This window comes from Acetivibrio cellulolyticus CD2 (assembly GCF_000179595.2).
Classification (GTDB): Bacteria; Bacillota; Clostridia; order Acetivibrionales; family Acetivibrionaceae; genus Acetivibrio; species Acetivibrio cellulolyticus.
This window is the reverse complement of the sequence record NZ_JH556657.1, coordinates 661,473-670,458: the sequence shown is the minus strand read 5'-3', so window position 1 is coordinate 670,458 and position 8,986 is coordinate 661,473. Positions and strand designations below refer to the sequence as shown.

The following is an 8,986-nucleotide window of genomic DNA, read 5'->3' as shown; positions in this document are numbered from 1 at the left end:
AAAGATTCTTCTGTACCAATGAAACCAAATGGCTGGATCTGAGAAGAAGGAAGAATCGAAAGATTCAAATGGCGGTGCCCACAGGCAAAACTAATTAAAGGTAAATGGGTTACTTCTTGTGATAACCCCTGTAATGGCAAGCCTTGCGGTCGTGTAACCTTCACATCTCCTGCCATGGATAAACGCATGTATCCAGGTGTGATTAGAGGCTCTGACGAATGGATTTCTGACTACAAAATTAGGACTGTAGTAGAAAAAAACATTCAATACCTTAAGGAGCCTATGGCCTGTGGTAATCTTAAAACAAGAGACAACCTAACTATTAAAGCAGATTTATATCTCGCAGGTATCACACAACTAATTACTGTAATACTTGCAGATAAAATTCATGAGCACAAGTATATACGTAGTTTAAAACCTTTAATCGCTTGATTTACTAACTTACTCTTGAAACTTATGTCTTATACATAAGCTTATTTGTGCTGTAATTTCATCAACAAGGTTCTGGTTTTTCAGTCAAATCACTAACATATATCCCTCTTAAGTTATCAAAGTCCATTTTACATCTCTTCTAACTTTTTACATCTGATTTTTTAAGTCATTTTGCAAATGCCTAATATATCATTAAATCTAATTAAAAAGATTCAACATATTATCTAATATCTTAATACTTTAATTTAACAACTGACTTCAAAGCCTTACCCAAGCAAAACTCCGCCATGGATGGCGGACAAATCAGGATATGTCGGAGATCGTTTGCCATTTGCGGCTGTCGCTGAATCGGACCCGTAAGGAATACCCCTTGGCGGTGCTTGCACCCGATGAAGCGATGCGGGCAGGATGACTTCATGCTCCTTCTCCAGAGAACCTTCTCCATGCTATGCCCTTGACGCAAATGGACTTGTTAAGTGCAGTCCTCTGGCACTGTACTAAATTAATCTCTTCACTATGGAGAAATACAATAGATGTAAAGAGTCAATATTAAAAATAAGGCGGCACCGTAAATTCAGAAGCACTCCCACCATAATTAGTCCACATAGTTCTTCCCCACCTATTAAACTTCCACTTTCCATTTTCCTTAACAAAATAATAAAAATTACCTACTTCATGATAACCATTCTCTCCTTCAACAAAGAAAAGCTCTGCTTCATTCTTGCTTATAGAAAAAACTTTATAATAAACAACCGGATAATTTAATCCAGTATCTATTTCTACATCTTTAAACTCTTTTCCATATAGAAATGTATTTACTTCAACAGGGATATATAATAAAAACGGACTTATTAGAATAAAAACATAACAGAATATAACAATCCTGTTTTTAAATACTTTCCGTAACAGCCCAAATAATATTGTTATTAAAACTATAAAAAGTATATACAATAAAACTACCTGAACCAAAGGTTCTCCCATTTTGATCACCTAATTTTCCTTAATAATAAAAGAAAAATCTTTAATGAAAAACTACAAGTTACCACTTATTTCAAAAGGATTGCACTTAACGTCTCGCATGGAAGACGTTCCAGAGTCGGACCCGTTAGAAAGACCCGTAAGCGGCAGCTTGTCTGCCCGACGATGGAATGTGGTGCGGCATTCTTCATGCTCCTTCTCCAGAGAATTTACTCCATGACCTTCTTTACCGCACCTTCACTGCCATGCATTGTTAGTTGATGGACCATGCCCCGCGAAGCCAGACTTAATCATTCTATATCCCAAACAACTTCACTATCCATTTTATCAAAAAACATATATTTCTTTATCAATAGTTCGACTTCTTGAGGTGTCAATAGAACATTATAAGTATAATTAATTTTCAAACGTGTTTCATTGTAGGGTTTTAATTCTAATGACAATAACTTTTCGATTTCATTATTCCATTCAGGTTTAAAATATCTACCAAATTTGTTCTTCCAATTCAATATATGTTCTTTCGCTTCGTCAACATAGTCTATATTTGATTCTGATACATATTCCAAAATATGTCTAAATAAAGCTTCCTCAAAATTTCTGGCATACACTTTTGCTATAGTATCATCATGATAACAAAGAACAACAATTGGATTTTTTAGATCTTCAATATACCATCCCCATACATCTCCACCACCAGTATGGGCAAATGGAACAATTAATGGAGAACTGACTATTCGTTCTTCTGGACACCAATTTACAATCTCATCTATTGAATACCATTCCATATCATCAAACCAAACATATTCTTCACAATTTTGAGTCCAACCCAATCTATCCATATCTAAAAAAACACTTGGAAATTCAAATCCATTCTTCATAACTCTACCTCGAAAAATAATCTTTTAATATAAAAACCGCTTCAAAGTTCTGCTTAAAAACTGCATGGTCTTTCAACTAACGTCTCGCCATTTGCGTCGTCGAAGAATCGGACTTACAAAGCCCTTCTACGTAGGCGGTGCTTGCACCCGATTCTTCGATGAGGGCAGGATGACTTCATGCTCCTTCTCCAGAGAATCTTCTTCATGCTTTGCCCTTTACGCAAATGGACTTGATATGTAAAGTCATGTGCCTTCAAAGTTCAGAGGCTGACAGGACGTCAGCCCCTTTCATTACTCTTTTAATGCAGCAAATTGTAGCTGGTCATAGATTTTGCCCTCTTTTACTATTGCATTTTTAAAGTACCCCTCTTGTATGTAACCTGCTTTTTCTAAAACTTTTATTGAACCATAATTATTGGAAAATACCCTTGCAAATATTCTTATTAATTCTGTATTCTCAAAAATATAATTTGTTATGACCTTTACAGATTCTGTCATAAATCCCTTTCCCCAAAAATCTTCTGCAAGCCAATAGCCTAAAAATCCTGATAACTTTAATACATCTGTTTGTTGTGCAACATGAATATCACCAATAAGTTTACCATTCAGTGATATCGCAAAAAAATTATTTTCATTATTAATGCAAGTTTTAGCTATATACTCTTCAGCTTTATCTTTTGTATATGGATAGGTAAATTCATCTCTAAAAAACTTCCATATATTATAATTACTAGCATAACTTGAGTATAATCCACTATCTTCTAACGTATAATTTCTTAAAACCAGTCCATCAATATTTGTTTTTAAGATCACAATATCACCTCTTTAAACTCTACAAAGCCATACTTTGAATACCCGACGCAGGACGCGTCGGTCTTGCACATGATTTTATATATCGTTCCGCATGGAAGACGTTCCAGAGTCGGACCCGATAGAAAGACCCGTAAGCGGCAGCTTGCCTGCCCGACGATGGAATGTGGTGCGGCATTCTTCATGCTCCTTCTCCAGAGAATCTACTTCATGATCTTCTAACCCGCACTTTTACTGCCATGCATTGTTCTCTGATGTGCGGCGGCCCGCGAAGCCAGAGCTGCCAAGGAGGGCAGCCCTTTATCAGAAATACAATTAACTATTTTACAACTTTATTCTTTAGCAAAATTCAGTTTTTGAGGTTTTATATACTCAAAAATTGGATTTGTCAATTGAAACCAGTATTCCTTCGTCAGTAAATTATAAAGTGCTACACACTATTTATTGACTAAATGAGATTCAATATTTTCTTTATTAAGTATATTCCAAACTGCATTATCCTTAAGTTTCTGTGTTTCTATGAAAGCATCAAGTTTTTTCTTGCTCACAGGCTGGTCATTTATATTGTACTCAACAGAGTGTTTGTCATAAAAACAAAGAAAGTCATTTGATTGAATAGGTGGATTGTCAGGATCAGGGAACACCACGAATGAATGTATTTTGACACATCCGTCACCATCACCACCAGAATAGCTGAACGTACCGTCCTTTTTAACATTGTAGATTAATCCGGCTCCAAAGAAATAGCCATAGACTTTGTTATTCCCATAATGCAAAACAACAGCACGACAATCATTTGCATCTATTTCGTCATAAGTCTCTTTTACTATGACCTCAGACACTCCGTCACCATCCAAATCAACGAGTGCAAAATAAATTACATGATCTAGATATGGATAATCTTTCAAATAGACTTCTGTTCCTTTGTTGTCAGTGGTAAATTTAGCTTCGTTTAGCAAAACTGCTTTGTATGCCGAAAACGCATTTGGCGTTGCATTGTCGACACTACTTGTTGAACTTACTTTTTTCTCGCTTTGGCTATTATTATCTTTTTGTTCACCCAAAGCTTCATTTTCCTTATTATTTATTTGTGATATATTATCAGGATTTTTACTTCTTATTTTTTCATTTTGGGACTTAATATTTTGTGATGCACTTTTATCTCCACAACCTGTTAAAGCAATTACTATAAACAACATCCCCGTACAAATTAAACCTCTTAACTTCATAATTACTTCTCCTCATAAAACAATTTTTCTCCAACGTATTGCTTAACCTGGAATCGCTATCGTAAAAGTGCTCCACTCTGGTGCACCTTTACAGCTTAATAATGCTGCATAAAATGACACCACCACTAATGCCTTTATTCATTGACGTTCAGCAGTTAACTAATGTATTGTGAACATTATACAATCACAGCTTTCAATTCACAATAAATATTTTTTTAAATATCAAGGTACTAAATTGAAAGGTATTTTTGAGGGCCACTTTTCTTTTCTCATGAAAAGAAAGAATACTTATCTACAAACAAAAAACCGACTCGCATTTGAGCCGGTTAATCCCTTCATTTTCTGCCATCTTTTATTCGATATCCTTCTCCATTCATATTTAGAATGGTCGATCTATGTACCAGTCTATCCACTAAGGCGGTTGCCATTATTGAGTCTCCAATAAAATCAGGCCATTTGGAGAATTCCAGATTACTTGTAACGATAGTGCTTCTTACCTCGTATCTGGCGGCAAGTACCTGAAAAAGCAGATTTGAGCTACGCTGATCTAGTGTAAGGTACCCAAGTTCGTCTTATGAGAAGTATATTATTATGCAAAGCTGAGAGTAAAACCCTTGATAAATCATAGAAAATCTTGCTCTGAACTTTGCATAATATTTCGTGATATAGTTGAGAAAAAAGAGGAGGTTGCTTATGGCAAACAAAACAACTATATCACTTGAAGAACTAATTCAGAGTGCTGAATCCCATCTTCGTAATTCTGGCTATACAGATAGTACAATTAAAAGATACCATTATTCTTGGAAGGTTCTCCTGAAAAGATGTCTTTTACAAGGAATTGAACAATTCTCGTATGAATCATGTATAGCAGTAGTAAAGCAAGAATATCATATTCTGACAGACGGAAAATTAACACAAAGTCAAGTATTTCATCTTAGAACCATCAAAATACTTGATGAATTTGCTAAGCATGGTCGATTTTTTAAATGTCATCAAAAACCGAGAGAACAGGTTAATTTAAATTTTTCCGAGTGTTTGAAACTATTCATTAGTGCTTCCCGTGCATCTGGATTGACGGATAGGACAGTGGAGGCAAAAACTATACAAGTAATACGGTTTCTCAACTACATCAGCAACAACGGAATTGAGAATATTAAATATATTTCAGCTGATTACATCATTTCATATGCAAAGAGTTTAAAAGATGCTAGTTATGCAAGGTCGACAAGAAGCGGAATTCTCTTCACGTTGCGAAGTTTTCTTTCGTTTTTACATGATAAACAATATATTTCTGAGCCTCTACAGGGATTGTTTCCTGTCATTTTTTCTAATAAGTCAGAACGGATTCCATCCTATTATTCTGAGGATGAACTAAAGAAAATTCTTTTACACGTCAATCGTGATGAAATAATCGGAAAAAGGGATTATTTAATTTTGCTGCTTGCTATCCAATTAGGAATACGTGCTGGAGATATACGAATGCTGAAATTAGAGTATATACACTGGGAGAAGAATACGATTGAATTTACTCAGCAGAAAACAAAGAATCCAATACAACTGCCTCTGCCCGAAAATGTAAAATTTGCTATGATTGATTACATAAAGAATGGCCGTCCCAAAAGTAGCCTGCCATATATATTTCTCAGGCATCGGGCTCCCTATGATCCCTATGTAGCAACAAACGTGTTCCATGATGTCATCACAAGATACTTAATTGAAGCAGGGATATCATTTTCAGGTCGGAAACATGGACTGCATTCTGCAAGGCACAGTCTGGCCAGTAATCTTCTAAAAAACAATACACCCTATCCTGTAATAACTGGGATTCTTGGTCATGAAAACACAAGCACAACCCGTTCTTACCTTGCTATTGATATAAATCAGCTCCGTTCTGTAGCATTGGAGGTGCCATATGAAGAATAAAGAAATTCCTTATGTATTCAGAGGTCCACTCAAAGAATACTTCAACAAATATATTGACTATAAACGTAGCCTTGGATTTAAAGTCGGTTCATCAGTTTACTACACTTTAAAAGGCATGGATGACTTCTTTGAAGATAACGAACTTTCATTTACACTTACAAAAGAGATGGTAGAGACATACGTGGCACGTCGCGGCTCGGAATCAGTCAAAACGCAGCACATAAGAATGAGCACTATTCGCCAGTTTTCCCTATTCATGAATAGAATTGGTTTCAATTTTTATGTATATCCTGAGTCAGACTTTGTAAAAGTAAAATCAAATTTCATCCCATATATTTTTACACAAACTGAAATAAACAGGTTGATCAGAATACTTGATGATATACCGTTCAGCCCTAGATACCCTACATACCACCTTATCTATCCTATGCTATTCCGTATGCTCTTAGGATGTGGTCTTAGAATCAATGAGGCATTAGGATTGAAAATGGCGAATATTGACATGGAGCAGGGGATTATAATTCTAGATGATACAAAAAACAAATCCCAGCGCTTGCTTCCAATGTCGCAATCACTTCATAGATACTGTAAATTATACGTAAAGCGTATGGGTTTTTCGCCAGCATATGATGGTTATTACTATCCAAGCAGATGTGGTGGTGAGTACAATAGCACACCTATATACTGTCAATTCAGAAAGTTTATGCAGAAAGCAGAGATCTTCAGGGCAAATGGGTCACCCCCTCGCGTTCACGATGTCCGGCACACATTTTCAGTTTATTCATTGGAAAAGATGGTTAGAGAAGGAAGGGATATATATTGCTCTTTACCGGTGTTAAGTACTTATCTTGGACATAGAGGTATTGAAAGCACTGAAAAATATCTCCGTATGACAGTAGAAGCATATGACTTAGTTATTGGTACTATGGAAGACTTCTATCAGGGGATTTTCCCAGAGGTAATCAAACATGAAGAATAACCATTTTCAACAACTGCTTTCATCCTATTTCCTGAAATATATACCCGAGCGTACAAGCTATAGTAATAATACAATAAAATCATATAGAGATACTTTTATTCTTTTATTTCAGTATCATGAGTATCTTCATAAATCCTTATCAAAAATCAGTTTGGAGACTATGAACTGCAAATATATTGAAGATTTTCTTGTATGGCTGGAATGTGAAAAGCATTATTCCGTATCTAGCGTTAATCAAAGGCTTGCAGCAGTTCATGCATTTTTCAAATTTGTACAGAAGGAAAATCCTGAATATATCGAGATTTGTACATCTGTTTTACGAATCAAATCCCAAAAAGTACCTGTTATGCCTATGAACTATTTTTCTGTTGAAGCAATAAAGCTTTTGCTAAGTCTACCAGATACCTCAAAGCTAGAAGGTCGGAGAGAATTAGCTATACTAACTCTTCTATATGATAGTGGTGCACGAGTCCAAGAGATTGCAGACCTAACTTTTGGTGATGTTCGTAATGTAAAGCCAGCAACTGTCAGGTTAACAGGAAAAGGTAATAAAACTAGAGTTGTTCCAATAATGCCGCAATCATTATCTGTGATAAATTCATATATGGATGATTGTAAAAAGAAAACGGTAATTTTAAGTACATATCCATTGTTTTTTAACAAAAAGGGTGAGAAACTGACTCGGGCTGGAATTGCATATATCTTAGACAAGTATGTTGATTTAGCACGAAGTATCCGTCAAGACTTATTTCCCAATAAGGTATCACCACATACTATGAGGCACAGTAAAAGCATGCACCTACTGGAAGGTGGTGTTAATCTTATTTATATTCGAGATTTTCTTGGCCATGCTTCTGTTGTTACGACAGAAATTTACGCAAAATCGAACCCCGAAATCAAACGTAAAGCTATTGAGGCAGTTAGCCCAAATGTACTTCCTACTGAAAAATATTCTGAAAGACAGAAGAAAGAAATGATGGAATGGCTTAAATCTATCATTTAGCTTAATATATTATGCAAAGTTCAGAGAAAGCTTTCATATGATTTATTAGGGGTTTTACTCTCAACTTTGCATAATATTATACTTCTCATAAGACGAATTATGCAAAGCTTCACATAATTCATCTAAAACCAGCAATTGGCACTTATTCAAGGAATTAAGCATACTTGAAAGGTGCTTTTCCGACTGGGCTTCGGATAATTGTGTTACCAGATCGGACGCTCTCCTGAATCTTACTGAATAACCTTTTCGTATTGCTTCCATAGCAAGAGCAGTCATAAGATGAGTTTTGCCAGTGCCACTGTTACCTATTGCAACAATGTTTGTATGATTTGCAATAAACTCGCACTGAAGTAATTCCATCACTTCTTCATGTTTTAAAAATGGCAACCGTTCTTCACTGAACTGAAATGTATCAATTGTTTTCTGTATTAGGAATCCTGCAGCCTTGATTCTGCGTTTGATTAGTTCACGATCCTTCAAATCAGTTTCAAGCTGCAGCAGGTGCAAAAGATTTTCTTCAAATGTAGATGAAGTTTTGACATGTTTCCTAAAACTTGATATAGCAGGTAAGTTCAGTTTGCTTGATAATCGCTGAATTTCAACTTCATTTTGTGATATTTCCACTAACGTCATCTCCCTTCGTAATCAAGGAATCATATATTTCAAGTCCCTTATGCTCTACAACTAAGTCATCCGTTATCTTCACCGGTTCTTTTAATTCAAGCAGCATCCGTACCAGATTCAAAGAAGGACT

General features: G+C 35.7%; 10 protein-coding genes. 4 read left to right on the top strand and 6 right to left on the bottom strand.

All coding sequences use genetic code 11. The features are described 5' to 3' along the window. The first annotated feature begins 174 nt into the window (after positions 1–174). Positions 175–432 (top strand): hypothetical protein, encoded by a 258-nt coding sequence (locus tag ACECE_RS30670; protein WP_162862475.1) that lies wholly within the window; start codon positions 175–177, stop codon positions 430–432. Positions 433–981: 549 nt separating this feature from the next. Here ACECE_RS30670 and ACECE_RS0214735 read toward each other — a convergent pair. From ACECE_RS0214735 to ACECE_RS30225, 5 genes are all read right to left on the bottom strand, one after another. Then, positions 982–1,413 (bottom strand): hypothetical protein, encoded by a 432-nt coding sequence (locus ACECE_RS0214735; RefSeq protein WP_010248570.1) that lies wholly within the window; start codon positions 1,411–1,413, stop codon positions 982–984. 287 nt (positions 1,414–1,700) lie between these two features. After that, positions 1,701–2,288 carry a hypothetical protein gene (locus ACECE_RS0214730; protein ID WP_010248567.1) on the bottom strand — a complete coding sequence of 196 codons (588 nt, stop codon included), beginning with the start codon at positions 2,286–2,288 and terminating at the stop codon, positions 1,701–1,703. A 291-nt stretch (positions 2,289–2,579) separates the two neighbouring features. Continuing rightward, entirely contained in the window at positions 2,580–3,101 is a 522-nt protein-coding gene (locus tag ACECE_RS0214725; RefSeq protein ID WP_010248565.1) for a GNAT family N-acetyltransferase, read from the bottom strand. Positions 3,102–3,535: 434 nt separating this feature from the next. Continuing rightward, positions 3,536–4,327, bottom strand: coding sequence for a hypothetical protein (locus ACECE_RS29460; RefSeq protein ID WP_010248563.1), 792 nt, complete (start codon positions 4,325–4,327; stop codon positions 3,536–3,538). Positions 4,328–4,662: 335 nt separating this feature from the next. Continuing rightward, positions 4,663–4,857, bottom strand: a complete 195-nt coding sequence (locus ACECE_RS30225) for an ATP-binding protein (protein ID WP_040428546.1) — start codon at positions 4,855–4,857, stop codon at positions 4,663–4,665. 163 nt (positions 4,858–5,020) lie between these two features. On the opposite strand from ACECE_RS30225, the gene ACECE_RS27670 reads away from it, so the two are divergent. From ACECE_RS27670 to ACECE_RS0214700, 3 genes are read left to right on the top strand one after another with little or no spacing between them, the layout of a single operon-like run. Continuing rightward, on the top strand, positions 5,021–6,250 hold the full coding sequence (locus tag ACECE_RS27670; protein WP_010248561.1) for a site-specific integrase: 1,230 nt from the start codon (positions 5,021–5,023) through the stop codon (positions 6,248–6,250). Beyond that, positions 6,240–7,229, top strand: a complete 990-nt coding sequence (locus ACECE_RS0214705; protein ID WP_010248559.1) for a tyrosine-type recombinase/integrase — start codon at positions 6,240–6,242, stop codon at positions 7,227–7,229. The genes ACECE_RS27670 and ACECE_RS0214705 overlap by 11 nt, the downstream gene beginning before the upstream one ends. Continuing rightward, positions 7,219–8,232, top strand: coding sequence for a site-specific integrase (locus tag ACECE_RS0214700; protein ID WP_010248557.1), 1,014 nt, complete (start codon positions 7,219–7,221; stop codon positions 8,230–8,232). Before ACECE_RS0214705 ends, ACECE_RS0214700 begins: the two co-directional genes overlap by 11 nt. A 60-nt stretch (positions 8,233–8,292) precedes the next feature. Here ACECE_RS0214700 and ACECE_RS27665 read toward each other — a convergent pair whose 3' ends face one another. After that, positions 8,293–8,856, bottom strand: coding sequence for an ATP-binding protein (locus ACECE_RS27665; RefSeq protein ID WP_010248555.1), 564 nt, complete (start codon positions 8,854–8,856; stop codon positions 8,293–8,295). Between the last annotated feature and the right edge of the window lie 130 nt (positions 8,857–8,986).

Coding starts and splice junctions, on each gene's coding strand:
- ACECE_RS30670 (WP_162862475.1), top strand. CDS start 175: ATGGATAAACGCATGTATCCAGGTGTGATTAGAGGCTCTGACGAATGG.
- ACECE_RS0214735 (WP_010248570.1), bottom strand. CDS start 1,413: ATGGGAGAACCTTTGGTTCAGGTAGTTTTATTGTATATACTTTTTATA.
- ACECE_RS0214730 (WP_010248567.1), bottom strand. CDS start 2,288: ATGAAGAATGGATTTGAATTTCCAAGTGTTTTTTTAGATATGGATAGA.
- ACECE_RS29460 (WP_010248563.1), bottom strand. CDS start 4,327: ATGAAGTTAAGAGGTTTAATTTGTACGGGGATGTTGTTTATAGTAATT.
- ACECE_RS27670 (WP_010248561.1), top strand. CDS start 5,021: ATGGCAAACAAAACAACTATATCACTTGAAGAACTAATTCAGAGTGCT.
- ACECE_RS0214705 (WP_010248559.1), top strand. CDS start 6,240: ATGAAGAATAAAGAAATTCCTTATGTATTCAGAGGTCCACTCAAAGAA.
- ACECE_RS0214700 (WP_010248557.1), top strand. CDS start 7,219: ATGAAGAATAACCATTTTCAACAACTGCTTTCATCCTATTTCCTGAAA.